Below are 21,430 nucleotides of genomic sequence, written 5' to 3'. Positions count from 1 at the left end.
CCGCCCTCCGCTGCCTTCCGGGGTGAATCGTCCGGATGTAACGGCGGGTTAAAGAAGGGGGAGGCGGTGGGCGGGCGGGTCGGGGGGCGTTGGCAGACTCGCGGACCTGATCGTCTCCCAAGCAAGAGGAACTCGTTCGATGCGCGCATCCAGGTTTCTGGCCGTCACCATGCTGTCCGCCCTCGGGGTCTCGGCCGTAGCCGCCTGCGGGCCGGACGACGGCGGCAGCAAGGACGCGGCCGCCCCGAAGGCGTCCGCGTCCGCGTCGCCGTCCGCGGCGGCCGGGGGCCTGGAGAGCCTGTCGGTCGGGGACATCCTGAAGAAGTCGCAGGCCGCGGGTGCCAAGGTGACCTCGGTGAAGCTCACGTTCAAGCTGAAGATGGACGCGAGCACCACCATGACCGGCGCGGTCGCCGAGGACGGCAAGGGCAACTGCGCCGGCAAGATCGGGTTCGAGGGCAAGGGCCAGGCGGACATCCTGCGCCAGGGCGCCACCCTCTACCTGAAGCCGGACACCGCGTTCCTGAACGCCTTCGCGCCGGGCTCCTCCGCGGTGGTCGGCGGCAAGTACATGAAGCTGGGCGCCGACGCCGCCAAGGCGAAGGAGTTCGCGACCTTCTGCGACCTCGGCCTGCAGACGCTGAAGCAGGTCGGCCAGAACGACGACGGCTCCGACGTGGCCGGCACCAAGTCGGGCGGCAAGCAGGTCGACGGCGTCAAGGCCCTGATCATCAAGGACCAGGACGCCGGTACCGCGGCCGAGATCGCGATCGCCGAGGAGGGCGAGCCGTACGTGCTGTCGCTGATCACCACGGGCGACGACCAGGGCAGCATGCAGTTCAGCGACTTCGACAAGCCGGTGACGGTCACCGTGCCGCCGGCCGCGCAGGTCATCGACGGCGGCAAGTACCTGGGCTGATCCGGAGTCAGGGGCCGGGTGGGGCGCGAACGCGCTCCGCTCGGCCCTTCGCCGTTCCCGGCGGGTCGGTCCCGGGCAGGCGGTCCGGGAGACCCCGTCAGTGGCGCTGCGGCCCGGTCGAGGTGAGCGCGGGCACGGCGGGCCGGGCTGCCGTTCCGGGCAGCGCGCGGCGCTCCGGGCGGGGCGCCGGGAGGTGGACCGCGGGCCGGTGGCGCAGCGCGAGGCGGCGCAGCAGCGGGACCAGGGCGAGGTGGGCGACGGCCGCGCCGAGCGTGCCGAGCAGGATGTCGTCCACGTTGAGGACGTGGCCGGGGGCCCAGCCCTCGGCGATCTCCAGGGCGGTGGCGAGCAGCGCGACCGCGCCGGTGGTGCGCAGGAAGGACGGCAGCCAGGGGGCGTCGGCACCGCCGAAGGCGAGCGGCAGCAGGACGCCGACGGGTGCGAGCGGGAGGAGTCCGGCGGCGAGCTGGCGGGCGCCGGCCAGGCCGCCGACGGCGAGTGCCTGGTGGACCGAGGCGAACGGGGTCAGGTTGGGCGGGTAGGTCCAGCTGACCGGGAGCGGGCGCAGGCTCGACCAGGCGAGCAGCAGCAGGTGCAGGGCCAGCAGTAACCGGGCCGCGGTCCGGAGTCGGTGCGGCGCCGCCGACCCGGCGGGTGCCTCGGCGGGCGCCTGCTCGGTCGCGGGGTCGGGATGCGCGGTGGTGTGCACGCTGTCAGGGACGCGAGGTCCGGCCGGGACGGTTCCGGCCGGACGGGCGGTCGTCCCGGGTGGTCCCGCCGGGTGGTGCGCACACCACCCGGGCGTGACGATCACCGGGCACGACCATCACCCGGGTACCGCGGTCAGCCGGGGCAGCGGGTGCTGGACGGGGCGCCGAAGACGCCGGTGGGGGTGAGGGACGGGGGCGGGCTCGCGGGCGCGGCCGTGACCTTGGCCGACGGGACCGCGGACGGGACCGCCGACGGGGAGAGGCTCGCCGCGGGCGACGGCGCGGGGCTGGAGACGGCCGGCGCGTTGGGGACCTGCACCGGGTTGGGGCAGGCCGTCCGGCTGGCCGGGGCCCCGGCGTCGACCGGGACGTCGGTGGGGCGGATGCCGCAGCCGGTCAGCGCGGCGAGCGCGGTGGCCGGCAGCAGGGCCGAGAGCAGGAGCCGACGGACGGTCATCAGGTGGTCTCCGTCCCGGCGGGCGGCTGGGTGAGCGGCAGGGTGAGGGTGAAGACCGCGCCGACGCCGTCGGGGTTGTTGGCGGCGGTGATGGCGCCGCCGTGGATCTGGGCGTTGGCCATCGCGATGGACAGGCCCAGGCCGCTGCCCTCGGAGCGGGCCCGGCCCTTGTCGGCCTTGTAGAAGCGGTCGAACACGTGCGGGAGGACGTCCTCGGGGATGCCGGGGCCGGAGTCGGAGACCTGGACCACCACGGTGTGGGCGGAGTCGTCCTGACGGACCCTCACCCGGACCGGGGAGCCGCCGTGCTTGAGGGCGTTGCCGATCAGGTTGGCGAAGACCACGTCGAGGCGGCGCGGGTCGACGACGGCCTGGATGCCGCGCGGGGCGTCCACCTCGACGGCGTCGTACCAGGCGCGGCCGTCGATGCAGGACATGATCAGGTCGGCGATGTCCACCTCGTCGGCGACCAGCTTGGCGGTGCCCGCGTCGAAGCGGGTGACCTCCATCAGGTTCTCGACCAGGTCGGAGAGGCGGCGGGTCTCGGAGACCACCAGGCGCACCGCCGGTTCGATCATCGGGTCGAGCGAGTCGGCCTCGTCCTCCAGGATGTCGGTGACGGCGGTCATCGCGGTGAGCGGCGTGCGCAGCTCGTGCGACATGTCGGCGACGAAGCGGCGGGACTGCGCCTCGCGGGCGCTGAGTTCGGCGACCTGCTCGGAGAGCGACTCCGCGGTCTTGTTGAAGGTCCGGGCCAGGTCGGCGAGTTCGTCGTTGCCGTCGACGTCGAGCCGGGTGTCCAGCTTGCCCTCGCCGAGCTGCCGGGCGGCGTCGCCGAGGCGGCGGACCGGGCGCAGCACGGTGGCGGAGGCGCCCTGGGCGAGCAGCGCGGAGCCGACCAGCGCGAGCAGGGTGGCGATCGCCAGCGACCAGCCGAGGGTGTTCAGGTCGGCGCGCTCGTTCTGCAGCGACTTGAACATGTAGGCGGTCGGACCGGTCGGCACCACCTTGGTCCCGCCGATCACGTACGGGCCGTCGAGGTTCACCCGCTGCCAGTACAGGTGGTACGGGTACGGGTTTCCGGAGCCGGTCTCGCGCGGCTTGGCGACCGCGGCGGCCAGCGGGGCGGGCACCTGGCCGCCGGTGAACCGGCCCGGGTCGGAGGAGGCGGTGCAGCCGGGCTGCGACTCGTCGACCACCACCACGTCGTAGGCCAGGCCGGAGCTGGCCACCTGGACGGCGAGCGTGGTGAGGTCCTGGCAGCTGGGGTGCAGCGGCAGTTGCGAGACGTTGCGGGTGAGCGAGACCCGGAAGTCGTTGAGCGCGGTGTCCTGGGCGCGCTTGAGCACCGCGTCCCGGTTCAGCCAGTAGGCGATCCCGGACGCGGAGACCGCGGTGACCAGCGCGACCGCGGCGAACACCGCGATCAGCCGGACCCGCAGCGAACTGAGCCGTCGCCAGGAGCCCGGGCGGGCACGGCGCGGCACCGTCTGATGGTCGGTCAAGAAGGGCTCATCCAGAGAACGAAGGAGTGGGTCACGCGGGCGGGTCGAGACGGTAGCCGACGCCGCGGACGGTGCGGATCAGGGTCGGCGCGGACGGCACGTCCTCGACCTTGGCGCGCAGCCGCTGCACACAGGCGTCCACCAGCCGGGAGTCGCCGAGGTAGTCGTGTTCCCAGACCAGGCGCAGGAGTTGCTGGCGGGACAGCGCCTGGCCGGGGCGGCGGCTGAGCTCCAGCAGGAGCCGCAGTTCGGTCGGGGTCAGCTGCAGGTCCTGGCCGTCCTTGGTGACGGTCATCGCCGAACGGTCGATCACCAGGCCGCCGTAGGCCGCCGAGTCGGTGCTCTCCCGCTCGCCGCGGCGCAGCACGGCGCGGATCCGGGCGTCCAGCACCCGCGGCTGCACCGGCTTGACCACGTAGTCGTCGGCGCCGGACTCCAGGCCGACCACCACGTCGATGTCGTCGGAGCGCGCGGTGAGCAGGATGATCGGCAGCTGGTCGCTGCGGCGGATCCGCCGGCAGACCTCGAAGCCGTCGATGCCCGGCAGCATCACGTCCAGGACGATCAGGTCCGGACGCTGCTCCTTGAACAGCTTCAGGCCCTCCTCGCCGGACGCGGCGGCGGCCACCCGGTGGCCCTGGCGGGTGAGGGCGAGTTCGAGGCCGGTGCGAATGGCGTCGTCGTCCTCGATCAGAAGCAGGAAAGACACGGGGGTCATTGTGACCCACCGGGCCCCGCGAAGCACCCACCAGGGTGACCCGTAATCAGTCGGGAACCGGACCGGCGCTCTCCGGCGTCCGCTCCGGCAGGCACGGGTGTGTCCGCGTCCGGCCGGGCTTGTGACAGCCCTGTGACAGTCGACGGACACCGCCATGACGAGCGCCGGGCAGGATTTTCCTTGTCGCCGCGTAAGGACGCACCAGCTCAACGCCGGTGTTGCGGCACACGCAAGGAACCACTCGTACCGACCATGGGGGTGCCCGATGACCGCAACGCTGACGACCCGCACCACGGGGCCGCGTGCCGTCCTGGGCACCAACCGGCCGAACTGCGAGGAGGAGAGCTCCGGCGCCGTGATCGTACGGGGGTGCGCACACAGCGCCGGAACCCGCCGCCCGGTGGCGGGGGCCACCAGGGGCGGGGAGGCACACGGCCGGGTGGGGAGCCCGGCCGCGGGACGGGTGCTGCGGATCGCTCCGCAGACCTTCCGGGGGGAGCAGGGCGACCAGGGAGGCGTGCAGGGGGAGCACCCGGCCGCCGCGGCCGACGAGGCGAGCGACATCGCCGAGTTCACCGCGTACGTGCGCGAGCGCCGCGCCTCCCTGTACGCCACCGCCTACCACCTGACCGGCGACCGCTACGAGGCGGAGGACCTGCTGCAGAGCGCGCTGTTCTCCACCTACCGGGCGTGGGGCCGGATCACCGACAAGGCCGCGGTGGGCGGCTACCTCCGCCGCACCATGACCAACCTGCACATCTCCGCCTGGCGGCGCCGCAAGGTCAACGAGTACCCGACCGAGGAGCTGCCGGAGTACGCCGGCGACACCGACGCGATGGGCGGCACCGAGCTGCGCGCCGTGCTCTGGCAGGCGCTGGCCAAGCTCCCGGAGAACCAGCGCACCATGCTGGTGCTGCGCTACTACGAAGGCCGCACCGACCCGGAGATCGCCGACATCCTGGGCATCAGCGTCGGCACCGTGAAGAGCTCCATCTGGCGCGCGCTGCGCCGGATGCGCGAGGACGAGCAGCTCAACCGCTCGGGCGACACCGTGCACGCCTTCGGCGAGCTGGTCGCCTGACGGACGATCAGGAACTGACACCCCGGAAACTCCCGTCGGGGGACGGGTGAAGGGGGGCGGTGGGACGACGGCGCGCTCGGGGGAGCGGCGGCCGGGGGGAGGTCCCTCAGCCCTGACGAGGCGGGCCCCGGTGCGGGGGAGAAGCACCGGGGCCCGCCGCGTCGTTCCTCCGGTGGGGCACGCCGCGGTGACAATGACCCGATGGACGCCGCCCCCACCCCTCCCGCCGAGAGCCCGCAGGCCCGGGCCGACCGGCGGCTGATCGAGCTGCTGCAGGAACTGCGGGTGCTGCAGACCGGCGTGCAGATCGTCTTCGCCTTCCTGCTCGGCGTCGCGTTCACCCCGCGCTTCGCCGAGCTGCACGACTCCGAGCAGGACCTGTACGTCGTGGTGCTGCTGCTCGCGGTGATCGCCGCGGCGGTGCTGGCCACCCCGGTCGCGCTGCACCGCGGACTGTTCCACCACCCCGACCGGGTCCGGATCGTGCGGGTCTCCGCCCGGATCGCGCAGGTCGGCCTGGTGCTGCTGGCGACGGCGCTGTCCGGCGCGGTGCTGCTGGTGCTGACGGTGGTGCTCGGCGCGGCGGCGGCGATCCCGATCACCGCGGTGGTCGCGCTGGTCTTCACCGGCCTGTGGTTCGTGCTGCCGTGGGCGGTACGCCGTGGCCTGACCGAGGAGTGAGCCGGCGTCAGACGTACTCGGGGTGGCGGGCGAGCGAGGCGATCCGGCGGCCGGCCTCCAGTCCGGAGCAGGCGTAGGAGCCGAGTTCGACCTGCCGGGCGACGATGCCGCGCTCGGCGCGCATCAGCCGCCAGCCGCGGCGGACCAGGTACGGGACGGACTTGCGGCCCTCGCGGACGTCCCGGCGAAAGCGCCGCCAGGCGGTGGTGGAGGGCCGGTTGCGCAGGCACAGGGCGTCGCCCAGCAGGCCCTCGGCCGCGCACTGGCGGGCCAGCTCGGCGGCGAAGATGCCCTCGGCGACGAACGCGGGGGCGCCGTCCAGGCCGAGCGGGCGGCTGCCGATCCGGCCGTTGTCGGGGATCGAGTAGACCGGCACGTCGGTGGTGCCGCCGCCGGCCAGCGCGCGGATCGCGGCGAGCGCCTGTTCGCGGTGCCAGGAGAGCGGGGAGTCCCAGTCGGTGCCGCCGTCGTCCGGCAGCTGCGGCAGGGTCGGGTCGTCCCCGTCCTTGTAGAAGTCGTCGAGCTGCAGCACGGGCAGGCCGCTGCGCTCGGCCAGCGAGGACTTCCCGGAGCCCGAGGGACCCGACAGCAGGATGACGCGGGATACCGGGCGACGGTTCAGCGGGGAGTCACTCACGAGACACCAGTCTGACGCATCCTGCGGGCGGGTCGGAACCCCGCGGTCCGCCGCCGTGACGGGGCCCACACCCGGGGGCGCGCGGAGCGCGGCACATCTCGGTCGCGCATCGAACTCCCGTCCCGCCTACCATCCTCCTACGCGCGTAGATATGCTGGTCTGGTGACTATGTCCACTCTTGCAGCCAATGCCCCCGGTGCAGCGGGCAGCGGTCTCACGGACGTCGCGGCGTCCGAGGCCACCTTGCGCCGCTTCCTGCACGGCCTGCCCGGCGTCGACCAGGTCGGCCTGGAGTCGCGGGCGGCGTCCCTCGGCACCCGCTCGATCAAGACGACCGCCAAGGCGTTCGCCGTCGACCTGGCCATCTCGATGATCGACCTGACCACGCTGGAGGGCGCGGACACGGTCGGCAAGGTCCGCTCGCTGTGCGCGAAGGGCCTGAGCCCCGACCCCGGCGACCGCACCACCCCGCAGGTCGCGGCGATCTGCGTCTATCCGGACATGGTCGCCACCGCCAAGGACGCGCTGCGCGGCAGCCGGGTCCAGGTCGCCTCGGTGGCCACCGCGTTCCCGTCCGGCCGCGCCGGCATGCCGGTGAAGCTGGCCGACACCGCCGAGGCGGTCGCGGCCGGCGCCGACGAGATCGACATGGTGATCGACCGGGGGGCCTTCCTCTCCGGCCGCTACCTGGAGGTCTTCGAGGAGATCGCCGCGGTCAAGGAGGCGTGCAGGCGCCCGGACGGCACCGCCGCCCACCTGAAGGTGATCTTCGAGACCGGCGAGCTGCAGACCTACGACAACGTCCGCCGGGCCTCCTGGCTGGCGATGATCGCGGGCGCGGACTTCATCAAGACCTCCACCGGCAAGGTCGCGGTCAACGCCACCCCGCCGGTCACCCTGCTGATGCTGGAGGCGGTGCGAGACTTCCGCGCGGCCACCGGCACCCAGGTCGGCGTGAAGCCCGCGGGCGGCATCCGCACCACCAAGGACGCGATGAAGTACCTGGTGATGGTGAACGAGACCCTGGGCGACGACTGGCTGAGCCCCGAGTGGTTCCGGTTCGGCGCCTCCAGCCTGCTGAACGACCTGCTGATGCAGCGTCAGAAGCTGCGCACCGGCCGGTACTCCGGTCCCGACTACGTGACGGTGGACTGAGGACGATGGCGAAGACCAAGAAGACCGAAGAGCAGCCGGCCAAGGCGTCCGGCCTGTTCGAGTACGCCCCGGCGCCGGAGTCCCCGGCCGCCGCGGGTGAGATCGCGACCAGCTACGGGCACTTCATCGGCGGCGAGTTCGTCGACTCCTCCGGCTCGGAGGCGCTGAAGACCGTCAACCCGGCCACCGAGCAGGTGCTGGCGGAGTTCGCCCAGGGCACCGACGAGGACGTCGACCGCGCCGTCGCCGCGGCCCGCCGGGCGTTCGCCGACTGGTCGGCGCTGCCGGGCAGCGAGCGCGCCAAGTACCTGTTCCGGATCGCCCGGATCATCCAGGAGCGCTCGCGCGAGCTGGCGGTGCTGGAGTCGATCGACAACGGCAAGCCGATCCGGGAGACCCGCGACGTCGACCTGCCGCTGGTCGCCGCGCACTTCTTCTACTACGCGGGCTGGGCCGACAAGCTCGACTACGCCGGCTTCGGGGGCAACCCGAAGCCGCTGGGCGTGGCCGGCCAGGTCATCCCGTGGAACTTCCCGCTGCTGATGCTGGCCTGGAAGATCGCCCCGGCGCTGGCCACCGGCAACACCGTGGTGCTCAAGCCGGCCGAGACCACCCCGCTGACCGCGCTGCGGTTCGCCGAGATCTGCCGGCAGGCCGGTCTGCCCAAGGGCGTGGTGAACATCGTCACCGGCGACGGCCGCACCGGCGCCGCGCTGACCGCCCACCCGGACGTCAACAAGGTCGCCTTCACCGGCTCCACCCCGGTCGGCCGGGCCATCGCCAAGCAGCTGGCCGGCACCCGCAAGAAGCTCTCGCTGGAGCTCGGCGGCAAGGCCGCCAACATCGTCTTCGACGACGCGCCCCTCGACCAGGCGGTCGAGGGCATCGTCAACGGCATCTTCTTCAACCAGGGCCACGTCTGCTGCGCGGGCTCCCGCCTGCTGGTGCAGGAGTCGATCCAGGACGAGCTGCTGGACGCGCTCAAGCGCCGGATGGGCACCCTGCGGGTCGGCGACCCGCTGGACAAGAACACCGACATCGGCGCGATCAACTCGGCCGAGCAGCTGGCCCGGATCACCGAGCTGGCCGCCGCGGGCGAGCAGGAGGGCGCCGAGCGCTGGGCGCCCGCGTGCGACCTGCCCGGCGCGGGCTACTGGTTCCGCCCGACGCTGTTCACCGGCGTCTCGCAGGCCCACCGGATCGCCCGCGAGGAGATCTTCGGCCCGGTGCTGTCGGTGCTCACCTTCCGTACCCCCGCCGAGGCGGTCGAGAAGGCCAACAACACCCCGTACGGGCTGTCGGCCGGCATCTGGACGGAGAAGGGCTCGCGCATCCTCTGGACCGCGAACCGGCTCAAGGCCGGCGTGGTCTGGGCGAACACCTTCAACAAGTTCGACCCGACCTCGCCGTTCGGCGGTTACAAGGAGTCGGGCTACGGCCGCGAGGGTGGCCGCCACGGTCTGGAGGCCTACCTCGATGTCTGATGTGGCACTGCGTCTTGATGTCTTCAAGACCTACAAGCTGTACGTCGGCGGGAAGTTCCCGCGCTCCGAGAGCGGGCGGGTGTACGAGGTGACCGACGCAAAGGGCCAGTGGCTGGCCAACGCCCCGCTCGGCACCCGCAAGGACACCCGGGACGCCGTCCTGGCCGCGCGCGCGGCGGTCAAGGGCTGGTCCGGCGCCACCGCGTACAACCGCGGCCAGGTGCTGTACCGGGTCGCCGAGATGCTGCAGGGCCGGCGCGAGCAGTTCGTCGCCGAGGTGGCGGCCGGCGAGGGCGTCGGCGTCAAGAAGGCGGCGGCGCTGGTGGACGCGGCGATCGACCGCTGGGTCTGGTACGCGGGCTGGACCGACAAGGTCGCCCAGATCGCGGGCGGTGCCAACCCGGTGGCCGGGCCGTTCTTCAACCTGTCCACCCCGGAGCCGACCGGCGTGGTCGGCATCGTCGCGCCGCGCACCGGAGCGGGCTTCTCGCTGCTCGGCCTGGTCTCGGTGATCGCCCCGGCGATCGCCACCGGCAACACCGTGGTGGTCGCGGCCGCCGAGCACGCGCCGCTGCCCGCGCTCTCGCTCGGCGAGGTGCTCGCCACCTCCGACCTGCCCGGCGGCGTGGTCAACCTGATCTCCGGCCGCACCGCGGACATCGCGCCCACCCTCGCCTCGCACCAGGACGTCAACGCACTGGACCTCGCCGGGGCGATCGACCCCGAAGGCCCCGGCGCGGCGGCGGCCCTGGAACAGGCCGCGGCGGATACGCTGAAGCGAGTGGTCCGACCGGCCGCCGACCCGTCCGCCGAGGACTGGACGGCCGCGCCCGGCACCGGGCGACTGCTCTCCTTCCTGGAGACCAAGACGGTCTGGCACCCGATGGGCATCTAGCCCCCGGACCGTTCAACTCCACACAGACCGGCCGTCCCCACGCCCCTACCCCCCCCGGGGGCGGACGGCCGCCGACGGGCCCGCACTTCTCCCCCCCTGGTGCGGGCCCGTCCTCATGCCCGGGCGGGGCGCCCGAGCGGGTTCGGGGACAATGGCGGGATGACTGGCACGAAGACGCGGGGGCGGCGGCCCGGGGGTGAGGACACCCGGGGAGCGGTGCTGGCGGCGGCGCGGGCGGAGTTCGCGCAGCACGGGTACCAGAAGGCGAGCATGCGGGCGATCGCCCGCTCGGCCGGGGTGGACGCGGCGCTGCTGCACCACTACTTCGGCAGCAAGGACCGGCTGTTCATGGCCGCGCTGGAGTTCCCGCTCGATCCGCGCGCGGTGGTGGAGCAGGTCTTCGCCGGGGATCTGGCGGGCATCGGCGAGCGGGTGGCCGGCTTCGTGCTCGGGCTGTGGGAGGAGCCGACGGTCCGCGACCGGCTGCTGGCGCTGGTGCGCACCGCGGCCGGCAGCGAGGAGGTCGCGGCGCTGATGCGCGGCTTCATGGTGACCGAACTGGTCGACCGGGTCGCCGACCTGCTGGAGGTCGACCAGCCCGAGCTGCGGGTCGAACTGGTGATGTCGCAGATCGTCGGGCTGGCCATGGCCCGCTACGTGATCGCCGTCGAACCCCTCGCCTCGGCACCCCCGGAGGCGCTGGTCCCACTGCTGGGCCGCACCATCCAGGGGTACCTGACGGGCTGACGGGTGATCAGGCCTCGCCGCCGCCGAAGCGCTCGGTCCAGGAGGCCAGGTCCTCGTCGGTGATCTTGGCGAAGAGCACCGGCGGGACGGTGAACGGGGTGCCGGCCGGGACGAGCTGCAGAGCCCGGGCCTCGTCGGCGCTCACCCAGGTGCGGGTGTCGCCGTCGAGGGTGAAGGACTCCCGGATCGCCTGCGCGGCGGCCGGGATGAACGGCTCGGACACCACCGCGTAGAGGTGGATCAGGTTGATCGCGGTGCGCAGGGTGCGCGCCGCGGCCTCCGGGTCGGTCTTGATCTGCGTCCACGGGGCGGTCACGTCGAGGTACGCGTTGCCGGCCGACCAGAGCGCGCGCAGCGCCTGCGCGGCCTTGCGGAAGTTCAGCGCGTCCAGCTGGGTCTCGTACTCGGCGAGCAGCTCGCCGATCTGGGCGCCGAGCTGGAGCTCCGCCTCGCCGGCCTCCGGGCCCGCCGGGACCTCGTCGCCGAAGCGCTTGCGGCTGAACGAGAGCACCCGGTTGACGAAGTTGCCGAGGGTGTCGGCCAGGTCCTTGTTGACGGTGGACGCGAACAGGTCCCAGGTGAAGCTGGAGTCGTCGGACTCGGGGGCGCTGGCCATCAGGTAGTAGCGCCAGTAGTCGGCGGGCAGCAGCTCCAGGGCGACGTCGGTGAAGATGCCGCGCTTCTGGCTGGTGGAGAACTTGCCGCCGTAGTACGTCAGCCAGTTGAAGGCCTTGACGTAGTCGACCTTCTTCCACGGCCGGCGCGAGCCGAGCAGGGTGGCCGGGAACATCACGGTGTGGAACGGGACGTTGTCCTTGGCCATGAACTCGGTGTAGCGGACGGTGTCGTCCGCCTCGTACCACCAGGACTTCCAGTCCCCGCCGGTGGCGTCCGCCCACTCCTTGGTGGCGCCGATGTACTCGATCGGCGCGTCGAACCAGACGTAGAACACCTTGCCCTCGGCGGCCAGCTCGGGCCACACGTCGGCCGGGACGGGGACGCCCCACTCCAGGTCGCGGGTGATCGCGCGGTCCTGCAGGCCCTCGGTGAGCCACTTGCGGGCGATCGAGGAGGCCAGCACCGGCCAGTTGTCGCCGTTCGCGGCGATCCAGGCCTCGACCTCGCCGGTCAGCTTCGACTGCAGCAGGAACAGGTGCTTGGTCTCCCGCACCTCCAGGTCCGCGCTGCCGCTGATCGCCGAGCGCGGCTCCAGCAGGTCGGTCGGGTCGAGGACGCGGGTGCAGTTCTCGCACTGGTCGCCGCGGGCCTTGTCGTACCCGCAGTGCGGGCAGGTGCCGACGATGTAGCGGTCCGGCAGGAAGCGGCCGTCGGCGATCGAGTACACCTGACGGATCGCCCGCTCCTCGATGAAGCCGTTGGCCTGCAGCTCGCGGGCGATCTCCTGGGTGATCTCCCGGTTCTGCGGCGAGGAGGAGCGGCCGAAGTAGTCGAAGGAGAGCCGGAAGCCCTCGTAGACCGCCCGCTGCTGCTCGTGCGCCCGGGCGCAGAACTCGGCGACCGGCAGCCCGGCCTCCTGCGCGGCCAGCTCGGCCGGGGTGCCGTGCTCGTCGGTGGCGCAGATGTACAGCACCTCGTGGCCGCGCTGGCGCAGGTAGCGCGCGTACACGTCCGCCGGGAGCATCGACCCGACCATGTTGCCCAGGTGCTTGATCCCGTTGATGTAGGGAAGCGCGCTGGTGATCAACTGTCGAGTCATCTCTGGGATGCTCCCATGCTCTCCGGCGAGCACCGTATGGGATGCCCGCGGGCGGGTGTCGAGGGGCCGGGTCGTCTTCGGGACGAGCGGCGGGCCGGGCCCTTCCGGTGCCGCCGGCCGCCGCAATCGTACCGAACCGGGCCGCGGTGGCCGTACCGCATATCCGGGCGCTGTCAAGCCACGGCGGCGCCCGGCTGACGCGGCGTCAGCGGCCGGTGGCGCCGTCGATCCGCTCGCGCAGGATGTCGGCGTGGCCGGCGTGCCGGGCGGTCTCCTCGATCATGTGCACCAGGATCCAGCGCAGCGAACGGGGCTGCGTGGTCGGGCCGGTGGCGCGGGCGGCGGGGGCGGTGACCGAGGCGGCCGCGGCGATGATCGCGTCCGACCGGCGGGCGGCCTCCCGGTAGGCGGCGACCACGGACTCCTCGGTGTCCCCGGCGGCCAGGTCCATCGAGAAGTCCAGCGCGCCGACGTCGAGGCCCGCGTAGATCTCCTCGAACCAGTAGGTCTCGGCGACGGCCAGGTGCCGGACCAGGCCGAGCAGGCTGGTGCCGGACGGGACGCCGGGGGTGCGGGCCTGCTCGCCGGCCAGGCCCAGGGCCTTGCCGATCACCGCCTCGCGCAGGTAGCGCAGGAACGACAGCAGGGTCTCCCGCTCGCCCTCGTCGAGCACGGGCGGGCGGGTGTCGGTGCGCGTGGTCGCGGTCATGCGAGCACGGTAGCGGGGATCCGCCGCACGGAGCTTGACGGCCGCCGGGCCGCGGCGCAAAAATCATCACATGATGAATTCTTTGGCGGGGCCGTCCGGCGACCCCGCGATCCGCATCGAGCGACTGGTGGTGCGCCGCGGCGACCACACCGTGCTGCCCGGCCTCGACCTGGAGGTCGCCCGTGGCACCGTCACCGGCCTGCTCGGCCCCAGCGGATGCGGCAAGACCACCCTGCTGCGCAGCGTGGTCGGCGTGCAGCGGACCGCGGGCGGCACCGTCACCGTCCTCGGGCAGCCCGCGGGCAGCGCCGCCCTGCGCAACCGGGTCGGCTACGTCACCCAGGCCCCGTCCGTGTACGGCGACCTGACGGTCGGTGAGAACCTCGACTACTTCGCCGCCGTCCTCGGCGCCCCGAAGGGCGACCCGGACCGGGTGATCCACCAGGTCGGCCTGGACGCCCACCGGCGCACCCCCGTCGCCCGGCTCTCCGGTGGCCAGCGCGCCCGGGTCTCGCTCGCCGCAGCGCTGCTCGGCCACCCCGAACTGCTGGTCCTCGACGAGCCCACCGTCGGCCTCGACCCGGTGCTCCGCCAGGAGCTGTGGCAGTTGTTCCGCTCGCTCGCCGACGCCGGCACCACCCTGCTGGTCTCCAGCCACGTGATGGACGAGGCCACCCGCTGCGACCTCCTCCTGCTGATGCGCGACGGCCGGCTGCTCGCCCACGACACCCCCGCCGGGCTGCTCGCCACCACCGGCGCCCCCGACGTCGACAGCGCCTTCCTCGCCCTGGTCCGCAGCCCCGGGCAGCCCGCCGAGGAGACCACGGAGACCACGAGATGACCACCGCCGCCCCGCTGCCCGCCCCCTCGCCGGCCGCCGCCGCGACCCGCCGCACCCTCGCCACCGCCGGCCGGGTGCTCGCCCAGCTCCGCCACGACCCGCGCACCGTCGCGATGCTGCTGCTGGTCCCCTGCCTGCTGCTCGTCCTGCTCAAGTACATGTACGACGACCAGCCGGCCACCTTCAACCGGATCGGCCCCGAACTCCTCGGCATCTTCCCGCTGGTCGTGATGTTCCTGGTCACCTCGGTCGCGATGCTCCGCGAACGCACCAGCGGCACCCTGGAGCGGCTGCTCACCATGCCGCTCGGCAAGCTCGACCTGCTGCTCGGCTACGCCCTCGCCTTCGGCGTCGTCGCCCTGCTCCAGGCCGCCCTCGCCTCGGTGCTGACCATCGGGGTGCTCGGCCTCGACGTCGCCGGACCCACCTGGCTGCTGTTCGCCGTCGCGGTCGCCGACGGCCTGCTCGGCATGGCCCTCGGCCTGCTGGTCTCCGCCTTCGCCGCCACCGAGTTCCAGGCCGTCCAGTTCCTGCCCGCCGTCCTGCTGCCCCAACTCCTGCTCTGCGGGCTCTTCGTCCCCCGGGGCGCGATGGCCCCGGTGCTGCACTGGATCTCCGACGTCCTCCCGCTCTCCTACGCGGTCGACGCGATGAGCCGGATCACCGCGCAGAGCGGTGCCGGCGGCCGGGTGATCGCCGACCTCGCCGTGGTGGCCGGCTGCGCCCTGCTCGCCCTCGCCCTCGGCGCCGCCACGCTGCGCCGCCGCACCGCATAGGCCTGCGGGCCGCGCAGCCCCGCTCACCGGCCCCCGGGCACGGGACGATTCGTGACCGTCCCGTGCCCGGGTCGCCGTTGGGGCCGGTGAGGGCGCTGGGGCAGAATCGACGGCATGACCGAATCCGACCGGACGCCCGACCAGGGCCCCGCCGCCGACGACCCGGTGTACGCCGACCGCGTCTACCGTTCCGTGCCCGGCATCATCTCCGGCGTCATGCTGCTCGCCGTCGCCGCCTGGCTGATCGGCGACGCCGTGGTGTCCGGCAGCGGCCCCACCCCCTGGGTCGCACTCGCCGCCGCCCCCGTCTTCGGCTTCCCCGTGGCCGCCTACACGCTGCGACCGGTGGTCCGCGCCAACGACCGCCGCCTGCTGGTCCGCAACCCCCTGCGGACCGTCATCGCCCCCTGGGGCGCCGTCGAGGGACTGCGGGCCGGCTACTCGGTCGAACTCTTCGCCGCCGGCAAGAAGTACCAGATCTGGGCCGTCCCGGTGTCGCTGCGCCAGCGCAAGAAGGCCACCGCGAGGGCGGCTCGCGCCGCAGCCGCAGGTGACCCGAAGCCGTCCCGCTTCAGCATCACCCCGAGCACGCCCCGCACCCCGCGACCCGGTGAACTCGACCCCACCCGCGCGTGGTCCGACGCGGTGGTGGAGTCGCTGCAGCAGATGGCCGAGCGGAATGCCAACGCGAAGGGCGCCCAGGGCGAGGTCGAGGTCCACTGGTGCTGGTGGATCATCGCCCCGACCCTGGTGGGGTTGGTGGCGCTGGTCTCGGTGATCCTGGCCATTTGAGGCAGCGGCCTCTGATTTAGGGAGCTCGGGTCACTTGCACCACCCAGGGGCTCGGGGAACTGCGAGGCGAGTGTCTGGTGGTCTGAAGTCGGCTGTAGGTCTTTGGAGACCTCTATGCGCCCAGACCTTTTCGCGCCCTCGCACCCTGACCGCCACGCGCCCCCGCCGTTCCCCGGGCCCCTGTTCCTCCCGACCCGTTTGCCTAGGAGTGCATCCTGAAGTCGTAGTGCGGCGGCAGGGGTTCGTCCTTGCCGAGGGCGGTTTGGGTGGTGGACCAGAGGGTGTGGAGGGAGTCCTCGCCTTCGCGGAGGTCGGCGATCTCGATGCCTTCGGTGAGGAGGGCGTGAGCGCGGGCCGGGTCGCCGGAGGCGGTTGCGGCGCGGGCTTCGAGGAGCCGGATGCGGCCGTGGTGGCGCTGGTCGGCGGGGAGGGCGTCGACGAGGGTGAGGGCGTCGGCGGGGCGGGCGGCGGCGAGGAGCGCGGCCAGGGTTTCGATGGTGAGTTCGGGGAGGGTCGGGAGCAGCCGGTGGGCCTCGGTGAGGAGTTCCGCGGCGGGGGCGGATTCGCCTTCGAGGCGGGCGAGTTCGGCGAGGTTGCGGAGGGTCCAGGGGGTGCGGGCGGCAGCCAGTGAGCGGTGCCAGGCGGCCTTCGCGGCGGTGGGGTCGCCCGCGGCGAGGTGGAGCAGGCCGAGGTGGTGCAGGGCGTGCCAGTCGGTGGCGTCGGCGAGGCGCTCGCGCCAGTGGGCGCCGGTGACGGGGGCGGCGGGCGGGTCCAGGACGGGGAGGTGACCGTCCGTCAGGAGGGTGTGCCAGGGGTCCTGTTCGGGGTCGCCGGTGGGGAAGGGCAGTCCGGGGATGGCGGGGAGGGCTCCCGCGGCCTGTTCGAGGGCGGCCCAGCCGCTGCCGGGGGAGAGCGGTTCGAGGGGGGCGTCGGGCGGGGTGGGGGTGGTGTCGAGGGGCAGGGCGCGGACCCGGCGGTCGAGGGTGGCGACGGCGGTGGGCCAGTCCTGGTGGGGGAGTTCGGGGTCGGTGGGGAGCGGACCGTAGGCCTCGGTCCAGGTCCAGGTGGTGCGGGCGGGGAGCGGGAGGTGCTCCAACTGGGTGGCGGCGAGGCCGGCCTGGATCTCCAGGTAGCGGGAGTCGGGGCCGCTGAGCCACTCCTGCCAGCGCAGGCCGCCGCTGCCGGTGCCCCAGTTGAACAGTTTGCGGCCGCGCAGGCGGTCGGTGGAGTACTGGAGCAGGCCGGTGCCGTCGGGGTCGACGGCGGCCACCCAGGGGCGGTCGAGGTCGTCCGGGACGTCGAAGAAGTAGTCGGCGGCGTAGGGGAGTTCGGCGGGGCGGCTGCGGTCGGTGCCGTCGTGCAGGGGGAACGGCACGCGCTGCAGTTCGGCGGCGTAGTCGAAGTGGAAGGCGTGGTCGGCGGGGGCGAGGACGCGGGTGCCGGGGCGTTCCGGGACGGCGGTGTTGGACCACCAGTAGGCGGGGACGGTCTCCGCGCCGGGGTTGTGGATCGAGATCTGGACGTGCAGGTACTCCGCGCCGGGCGGCAGCCAGGCGTCGATCTGCAGGACCAGGCGGCGCATCCGCTCGAACTCGTACATTCGCAGGACGGGGGTGCCGTCGGGCCGCTCGGTGCGGGCGGTGTGCAGCGGGGCGCAGGTGAGCGGGTGGTGGCCGGTGGCGCCGAGGTTCCACTCCGTGCCGCCGGCGAACCAGGCGTTGCGCAGGGCGAGGTTGGCGGGCTGCAGGACCGGGTTGCGGTGCAGGAGTTCGCGGCCGGTGGGGCGCTGGACGAGTGACCAGAGCCGGCCGCCGAGGGTGGGCAGGAAGACGGCGGTGAGGTGCTCGTTCTGCAGGACGGCGGTGGGCAGTTCGCGCTCGGCGCGGTCGCGGTCGTAGCGGTCCTGCGGGGTGTAGGGGAGCAGGGTGGCGGGTTGGCCGTAGGCGATCCGGGCGGTCATCGCCGGGTCGCCGCCGGGGGCCTGGGCGTGCACCTCGGTGCCGTGCAGGAGGGGCAGCGGGCTCGCGGTGGGGAGCGCGGCGGCCGGGAGCCGGAGAACGTCCGTGTGAAGAGTGCTGGTCACGCGGCGAACGTAGGTCCGCCGGCGGGGGTTGGGAAGGGACTTGTGTGCGGAAATCTAGGACGTTCCGCGCCCGGACCTGGTGGGTCCGGGCGCGGGACGTGCCCGGGTCAGGCGATGCCGGCCGCGGCGCCGAGGTCGCGCTTGACGGCGGCCAGGAGCTCCGCGGCCCGCTCGCGGGCGGCGGGCAGCCCGGCGGCGTCGGCGACCGGGAGGACGACCTCCAGGTAGCACTTGAGCTTGGGCTCGGTGCCGGACGGGCGGACCACCACGCGGGCGGAGCTGACGGCGTCGCCCGCCAGGTAGTAGCGCAGGCCGTCGGTGGGCGGCAGGTCCGCGCTGCCGGCGGTGAGGTCGTCGGCGCGGGTGACGGCCAGGCCCGCGAGCTCGGTCGGCGGCTTGTCGCGCAGGGTGCGCATGGCGTCGGCGATCAGCGCGAGGTCCTCGACCCGGACGGAGAGCTGGTCGGTGGCGTGCAGCCCGTGCGCGAGGGCGAGGTCGTCCAGCAGGTCGGCCAGGGTGCGGCCGTCGCGCTTCAGGCCGGCGGCGAGTTCGGCGATCAGCAGGGCGGCGGTGACGCCGTCCTTGTCGCGGACGCCGGCCGGGTCGACGCAGTAGCCGAGCGCCTCCTCGTAGCCGTAGCGGATGCCCTCGGCGCGGGCGATCCACTTGAAGCCGGTGAGGGTCTCCGCGTAGCCGAGGCCCGCGGCGGCGGCGATCTTGCCGAGCAGGGTGGAGGAGACGATGGTGGTGGCGAACACGCCGGTGGCCCCCTTGGCGGCGAGGGCCGCGCCGAGCAGCGCGCCGACCTCGTCGCCGCGCAGCATCCGCCAGTCGCCGTCGGCGGTGGGGACGGCCACCGCGCAGCGGTCGGCGTCGGGGTCGTTGGCGATCACCAGGTCGGGGCGGGCGGCGCGGGCGGCGGCGAACGCCAGGTCCATCGCGCCCGGCTCCTCCGGGTTGGGGAACGCCACGGTCGGGAAGTCCGGGTCGGGTTCGGCCTGTTCGGTGACCACGGTGGGCGCCGGGAAGCCGGCCCGCCGGAAGGCGGCGAGCAGCACGTCCCCGCCGACGCCGTGCATCGGGGTGTAGACGGTGGCCAGCTCGCGCGGCCCGTCGGCGTCGAGGACGCCCACGGCGCGGTCCAGGTAGGCGTCCAGCACGTCCTCGCCGAGCACCTCCCAGCCCTCCGCGGCGAGCGGGACGGCGGCCAGCGCGGTGATGGCGTCGATCTCGGCGGCGATCTGCCCGTCGGCGGGCGGGACGATCTGCGAGCCGTCGCCCAGGTAGACCTTGTAGCCGTTGTCCTGCGGCGGGTTGTGGCTGGCGGTGACCACCACGCCGGCCGCCGCGCCGAGGTGGCGGATGGCGAAGGCCAGCACGGGCGTGGGCAGCGGGTGGGGCAGCAGCGCGGCGCGCAGGCCGGCCGCGGTCATCACGGCGGCGGTGTCCCGGGCGAAGTCGTGGGACTTGTGCCGGGCGTCGTAGCCGATCACCACGAGGTCGCCCAGCTCGGGGTGCTTGCGCACGTACGCGGCGAGGCCGGCGGCGGCCCGGATCACCACGGCCCGGTTCATCCGCATCGGGCCGGCGCCGAGTTCGCCGCGCAGCCCGGCGGTGCCGAACTGCAGGCGGCCGGCGAACCGGTCGGCCAGCTCGGACCAGGCGATCCGCTCCTCGGACTCGGCCTCGGGGCCCTCGGCGGTGGCCAGCAGCGCGGCCAGCTCCTCGCGGGTGTCCGGGTCGGGGTCCTCGGCGAGCCAGGCACGGGCCCGGTCGAGGAGGTCGGTGGTGGGTGCCTTCGGCATGCGGCCTGCTCCCTGTGCGTGTGGTGACGAGGTGTGAGGCGGGAGTGCGGCGGCGTCCGGGCGTCCGGCCGCCGCCGACTCCGTGCGGGCCGGCGGTGCGTCGGCGGAGGACGGCGCGAGCCGCCCGGGCGTCCTTCGGCGCACGGGCGGTCGGTCCCTCCGGGTCGGCACCGCCGGATCCCTGATTCTGCGTCAGGTGGCTGCGGCGTCGGGCCGCCGCCCCCGGCGACGGGTCGTCAGATCCGTTCCAGGACCTTCGCCAGCAGCGCGCCCATCCGCTCGGCGGAGGCCTTGCCGGCCTCCAGCACCTCGGCGTGGTTGAGCGGCTCGCCGGTGATGCCCGCGGCCAGGTTGGTGACCAGCGAGATGCCGAGCACCTCGGCGCCGGCCTCGCGGGCGGCGATGGCCTCCAGGGTGGTGGACATGCCGACCAGCTCGCCGCCGATCACCCGGGCCATGTGGACCTCGGCCGGGGTCTCGTAGTGCGGGCCGCGGAACTGCACGTAGACCGCCTCGTCGAGGGACGGGTCGATCTCGCGGCAGAGCTCGCGCAGCCGCTTGGAGTACAGGTCGGTGAGGTCGACGAAGTTGGCGCCGACGATCGGGGAGTCCGCGGTCAGGTTGATGTGGTCGCTGATCAGCACCGGCTGACCGGGGACCCAGCCCTCGCGGAGGCCGCCGCAGCCGTTGGTCAGCACGATGGTCCGGCAGCCCGCCGCGGCGGCGGTGCGCACGCCGTGCACCACGGTCGCCACGCCGTGGCCCTCGTAGTAGTGGTTGCGGCCGAGGAAGACCAGGGCGCGGCGCTCGCCCTCACCGGGGATGCGCACCGAGCGGATCGTGCCCGCGTGGCCGGCCACCGCGGGCGCGGGGAAGCCGGGCAGTTCGGTGACCGGGAACTCGGCCAGCGTCTCGCCGAGGGCGTCGGCGGCCGGCACCCAGCCGGAGCCCATGACCAGGGCGACGTCGTGGCGCTCGGCGCCGGTGAGTTCGCGCAGCCGGTCGGCGGCGGCCCGGGCGGCGGCGTAGGGGTCGGCGGAGACGACCGACTGAGGAGATGCGTTCACGTGGTCGAGGATAGGTCAAATAGGCCTACGCGCGTAGACACCCCGCCCAAGCCATGTCGGATCGTTACCCGGATTGCGTAGAACGACAGCATTCGTCCCGTCGTTCGGCGTGCCGTTCGGAGGATGCGCCAGTCAGCAGGGGCGGCGGCGCAGGTCCAGCACGTAGTCGTCGGGTGCGCCGGCGCTCTCCGCGGCGTCCGCGATCAGCCCGAGGTAGCGGGCGGCGGGCAGCCCGCCCTCGTAGTCGTTGAGCACGTACGTCCAGACCGGGACCTCGCCGTCCAGGGTCTGCGCGCGCAGCCGGACCTTGCGGTAGATGCCGAGCTGCACGCCCTCCCAGCGGTCCAGGCCGTCCTGGTCCATCGGCGCCACGTCGTACAGCGAGACGAAGACCTGCTCCTTCTCGTCCTCCACCACGGTGGCCAACGAGCCCTCCCAGCCCAGCTGTTCGCCGCCGAAGGTGAGCCGCCAGCCGGCCAGCCAGCCGGTGCCGCGCAGCGGGGAGTGCGGGGCGCGGCGGCTCATCTGCCGGGCGTCGAGGTTGGTGGCGTAGGCGGCGTAGAGCGACATGCCGCCAGCCTACGGGAGCGGACCCGCCCGCCAGGCCTCCGCACCCCGGGCGGGCCTACCGTGGAAGCAGGGTCTCACCCT

General features: G+C 73.5%; 21 protein-coding genes. 10 read left to right on the top strand and 11 right to left on the bottom strand.

Features of this window, described 5'->3' with window-relative positions:
* Positions 1–139: 139 nt before the first annotated feature.
* Positions 140–919, top strand: coding sequence for a hypothetical protein (locus ACWD4U_RS00460; RefSeq protein WP_363457320.1), 780 nt, complete (start codon positions 140–142; stop codon positions 917–919).
* Positions 920–1,016: 97 nt separating this feature from the next.
* Here the strand turns inward: ACWD4U_RS00460 and ACWD4U_RS00455 are convergent, their stop codons facing one another.
* From ACWD4U_RS00455 to ACWD4U_RS00440, 4 genes are all read right to left on the bottom strand, one after another.
* Positions 1,017–1,628 (bottom strand): VanZ family protein, encoded by a 612-nt coding sequence (locus ACWD4U_RS00455; protein WP_363457323.1) that lies wholly within the window; start codon positions 1,626–1,628, stop codon positions 1,017–1,019.
* A gap of 134 nt (positions 1,629–1,762) precedes the next feature.
* Positions 1,763–2,086: a hypothetical protein gene (locus tag ACWD4U_RS00450; protein ID WP_363457326.1), complete on the bottom strand. Its 324-nt coding sequence runs from the start codon at positions 2,084–2,086 to the stop codon at positions 1,763–1,765.
* Positions 2,086–3,591 carry a HAMP domain-containing sensor histidine kinase gene (locus tag ACWD4U_RS00445; RefSeq protein WP_363457329.1) on the bottom strand — a complete coding sequence of 502 codons (1,506 nt, stop codon included), beginning with the start codon at positions 3,589–3,591 and terminating at the stop codon, positions 2,086–2,088. Before ACWD4U_RS00445 ends, ACWD4U_RS00450 begins: the two co-directional genes overlap by 1 nt.
* A 31-nt stretch (positions 3,592–3,622) precedes the next feature.
* Positions 3,623–4,300, bottom strand: a complete 678-nt coding sequence (locus ACWD4U_RS00440; RefSeq protein ID WP_363457332.1) for a response regulator transcription factor — start codon at positions 4,298–4,300, stop codon at positions 3,623–3,625.
* 274 nt (positions 4,301–4,574) lie between these two features.
* Between ACWD4U_RS00440 and ACWD4U_RS00435 the strand changes: the two genes are divergently transcribed.
* Positions 4,575–5,390, top strand: coding sequence for a SigE family RNA polymerase sigma factor (locus ACWD4U_RS00435; protein WP_363457335.1), 816 nt, complete (start codon positions 4,575–4,577; stop codon positions 5,388–5,390).
* Positions 5,391–5,591: 201 nt separating this feature from the next.
* Positions 5,592–6,071 (top strand): DUF6328 family protein, encoded by a 480-nt coding sequence (locus tag ACWD4U_RS00430; RefSeq protein WP_363457338.1) that lies wholly within the window; start codon positions 5,592–5,594, stop codon positions 6,069–6,071.
* Between the two features lie 7 nt (positions 6,072–6,078).
* Here ACWD4U_RS00430 and ACWD4U_RS00425 read toward each other — a convergent pair whose 3' ends face one another.
* Positions 6,079–6,708 (bottom strand): ATP-binding protein, encoded by a 630-nt coding sequence (locus ACWD4U_RS00425; RefSeq protein ID WP_363457341.1) that lies wholly within the window; start codon positions 6,706–6,708, stop codon positions 6,079–6,081.
* A 168-nt stretch (positions 6,709–6,876) separates the two neighbouring features.
* Here ACWD4U_RS00425 and deoC point away from each other — a divergent pair, with 168 nt between their 5' ends.
* From deoC to ACWD4U_RS00405, 4 genes are all read left to right on the top strand, one after another.
* Positions 6,877–7,863, top strand: coding sequence for a deoxyribose-phosphate aldolase (deoC, locus tag ACWD4U_RS00420; RefSeq protein WP_363457343.1), 987 nt, complete (start codon positions 6,877–6,879; stop codon positions 7,861–7,863).
* A gap of 5 nt (positions 7,864–7,868) precedes the next feature.
* On the top strand, positions 7,869–9,347 hold the full coding sequence (locus tag ACWD4U_RS00415) for an aldehyde dehydrogenase family protein (protein ID WP_363457346.1): 1,479 nt from the start codon (positions 7,869–7,871) through the stop codon (positions 9,345–9,347).
* Positions 9,340–10,242 carry an aldehyde dehydrogenase family protein gene (locus ACWD4U_RS00410; protein WP_363457349.1) on the top strand — a complete coding sequence of 301 codons (903 nt, stop codon included), beginning with the start codon at positions 9,340–9,342 and terminating at the stop codon, positions 10,240–10,242. Before ACWD4U_RS00415 ends, ACWD4U_RS00410 begins: the two co-directional genes overlap by 8 nt.
* 159 nt (positions 10,243–10,401) lie before the next feature.
* Positions 10,402–10,989 (top strand): TetR/AcrR family transcriptional regulator, encoded by a 588-nt coding sequence (locus tag ACWD4U_RS00405; RefSeq protein WP_363457352.1) that lies wholly within the window; start codon positions 10,402–10,404, stop codon positions 10,987–10,989.
* Positions 10,990–10,996: 7 nt separating this feature from the next.
* Here the strand turns inward: ACWD4U_RS00405 and metG are convergent, their stop codons facing one another.
* Entirely contained in the window at positions 10,997–12,706 is a 1,710-nt protein-coding gene (metG, locus tag ACWD4U_RS00400; protein WP_363457355.1) for a methionine--tRNA ligase, read from the bottom strand.
* 205 nt (positions 12,707–12,911) lie between these two features.
* Positions 12,912–13,415 (bottom strand): DinB family protein, encoded by a 504-nt coding sequence (locus tag ACWD4U_RS00395; protein ID WP_363457358.1) that lies wholly within the window; start codon positions 13,413–13,415, stop codon positions 12,912–12,914.
* 70 nt (positions 13,416–13,485) lie between these two features.
* Between ACWD4U_RS00395 and ACWD4U_RS00390 the strand changes: the two genes are divergently transcribed.
* The 3 genes from ACWD4U_RS00390 to ACWD4U_RS00380 all read left to right on the top strand — a co-directional run bounded on the left by ACWD4U_RS00390 (position 13,486) and on the right by ACWD4U_RS00380 (position 15,824).
* Positions 13,486–14,256, top strand: a complete 771-nt coding sequence (locus ACWD4U_RS00390) for an ABC transporter ATP-binding protein (RefSeq protein ID WP_363457361.1) — start codon at positions 13,486–13,488, stop codon at positions 14,254–14,256.
* Positions 14,253–15,032 (top strand): ABC transporter permease, encoded by a 780-nt coding sequence (locus ACWD4U_RS00385; RefSeq protein WP_363457363.1) that lies wholly within the window; start codon positions 14,253–14,255, stop codon positions 15,030–15,032. The genes ACWD4U_RS00390 and ACWD4U_RS00385 overlap by 4 nt, the downstream gene beginning before the upstream one ends.
* Positions 15,033–15,146: 114 nt before the next feature.
* Complete coding sequence (locus ACWD4U_RS00380; protein ID WP_363457366.1) at positions 15,147–15,824, top strand: PH domain-containing protein; 678 nt, start codon at positions 15,147–15,149, stop codon at positions 15,822–15,824.
* 202 nt (positions 15,825–16,026) lie between these two features.
* On the opposite strand, the gene ACWD4U_RS00375 is transcribed toward ACWD4U_RS00380, so the two are convergent.
* From ACWD4U_RS00375 to ACWD4U_RS00360, 4 genes are all read right to left on the bottom strand, one after another.
* Positions 16,027–17,907, bottom strand: a complete 1,881-nt coding sequence (locus ACWD4U_RS00375; RefSeq protein WP_363457369.1) for a DUF5107 domain-containing protein — start codon at positions 17,905–17,907, stop codon at positions 16,027–16,029.
* 107 nt (positions 17,908–18,014) lie between these two features.
* Complete coding sequence (locus ACWD4U_RS00370; protein WP_363457372.1) at positions 18,015–19,712, bottom strand: phospho-sugar mutase; 1,698 nt, start codon at positions 19,710–19,712, stop codon at positions 18,015–18,017.
* A gap of 236 nt (positions 19,713–19,948) precedes the next feature.
* On the bottom strand, positions 19,949–20,779 hold the full coding sequence (locus ACWD4U_RS00365; protein ID WP_363457375.1) for a purine-nucleoside phosphorylase: 831 nt from the start codon (positions 20,777–20,779) through the stop codon (positions 19,949–19,951).
* Positions 20,780–20,911: 132 nt separating this feature from the next.
* Positions 20,912–21,349, bottom strand: coding sequence for a gamma-glutamylcyclotransferase (locus tag ACWD4U_RS00360; protein WP_363457378.1), 438 nt, complete (start codon positions 21,347–21,349; stop codon positions 20,912–20,914).
* Positions 21,350–21,430 lie beyond the last annotated feature (81 nt).

Source organism: Kitasatospora sp. NPDC002522 (assembly GCF_053595195.1).
This window is presented reverse-complemented; position numbering and strand designations above follow the sequence as displayed.